The organism is Agromyces sp. NPDC060279, assembly GCF_042726785.1.
Taxonomy (GTDB): Bacteria; Actinomycetota; Actinomycetes; order Actinomycetales; family Microbacteriaceae; genus Agromyces.
This window is the reverse complement of record NZ_JBHXBK010000013.1, coordinates 1-1,610: the sequence shown is the minus strand read 5'-3', so window position 1 is coordinate 1,610 and position 1,610 is coordinate 1. Positions and strand designations below refer to the sequence as shown.

General features: G+C 67.0%; 1 protein-coding gene. It reads right to left on the bottom strand.

The annotated features are described in order from the left end of the window. Positions 1-160 precede the first annotated feature (160 nt). A complete protein-coding gene (locus ACFWE1_RS17525) occupies positions 161-1,393 on the bottom strand; it encodes an IS110 family transposase (protein WP_376934766.1) in 1,233 nt (410 codons plus the stop codon). Between the last annotated feature and the right edge of the window lie 217 nt (positions 1,394-1,610).

Here is a 1,610-nt window from a genome sequence, read left to right as displayed (position 1 = left end):
CTCGCGCCCACTCGGCGCCACCAGGAAGTATTCATTCTGCCAAGTCACAGCTGAATAGATATAACCTCAACGAGTTGCAGTTGTTGCAGCGCCCAGCGGTCTCTTCTCCGAGACGAATGGTCGGGGTACCGAAGGACAGACACCCCAGGAGGTAAGGGTGTCAAGCGGCGGTGGTTTGGGTGCGGTGTGCCCAGGCGGTTTCGGGGTTGTAGAGGGTTCGGGTTTTGAGGCAGCCGTGGAGGATGCCGACGAGCCGGTTGCCGATCTGGCGCAGGGCGGCGTGGTGGCCGAGGCCGCGGCCGCGGAGCTGGTCGTAGTAGGCGCGGACGTGGGGGTCGTGCAAAGTGGCGGCGGAGGCTTGCAGGTCGAGGGCGTTGACGAGCCGGTTGTTGTGGATGAACCGGGCGTGCACGGTCCGCAGTTTGCCGGATTGGCGGGTGATGGGGGCGGTGCCGGCGTAGTTCTTGCGGGCTTTGGCGTCGGCGTAGCGGCCGGGGGCGTCGCCGAACTCTGCGAGCACCCGGGCGCCGAGAATCGGACCGAGGCCGGGCTGGCTGCGGTAGATCTCAGCGTCCGGGTGCAGGCCAAAAGAAGCCTCGACCTCGCTCTCGAGGGCGGCGATCTGGGTGTTCAACGCGGTCAGGATCGCCGCCGTGGAACGGACGGTGGCCGCGTAGGCGTTGGTCACGATCTCCGGCGCGCTGAGGTGTTGAGTACGCAGCGCGGCCTGGATCGCGGCGGTCTTGGCCGCGATCTTGCGGCGGCGGTGTTTCTTCAGCACCGCGGTGATCTGCGCAGTCGTCAGTTTCGCCGCCGCGGCCGGCGTCGGTGCCTTGACCAGCAACTCCAGCACATCCCCACCAGACAAGGTCAACGGCTCATGCTGGTAGGCGGCCAGCGCGGCCGGGAAGTAGTCGCGCAGCGCGGCCCGCAGCCGCAGCATGTGCCGGGTCCGTTCCTGGACCAGGCTCTGATGCGCCCGGGCCAATACCTTCACCCCCTCGGCCAGCTCCGAATCGGCCGCCACCGGGCGGAGCTGGTGGCGGCGAGTCCGGACCATGTCGGCCAGCGTGTGCGCGTCGGTCTTGTCGTCCTTCGCACCCGACAACGACACCACCTCACGGTGCCGCGCGGCCAGCTTCGGGTTCACCGCGAACACCTGATACCCCGCCGCGACCAGCGCCCGCACCCACGGACCCCGCTCGGTCTCGATCCCGACCACCACCAGCTCCGGGCCATCCTCATCACCGAGAAACTCCGCGATCAACCCATGCAACCGCGCCATCCCGGCCATGCCCTCAGCCACCCGCGCCACCCGCAGGACCCGGCCGTCCGGATCCTGGATCTCGATATCGTGATGATCCTCGGCCCAGTCATCCCCAACCAGCAACACCATCAGTCTCCGTCCACTCACCCTTGGCTGTCAGCAGCCCGCAAGAGACCCCGGCGCCCTAATGGATCAGTGCTCACACCACCAACCAGCAGCAGTGGGCACGACACCCCATCAGCCATACAGATCTCCCGACCACCGGCAAGGGCACGATCTGTCCTCAGGACTCAAAGTCCAGGAGGTAAGAGTGCTCACTTGCCAGCGGCTACCAGGCACCGAG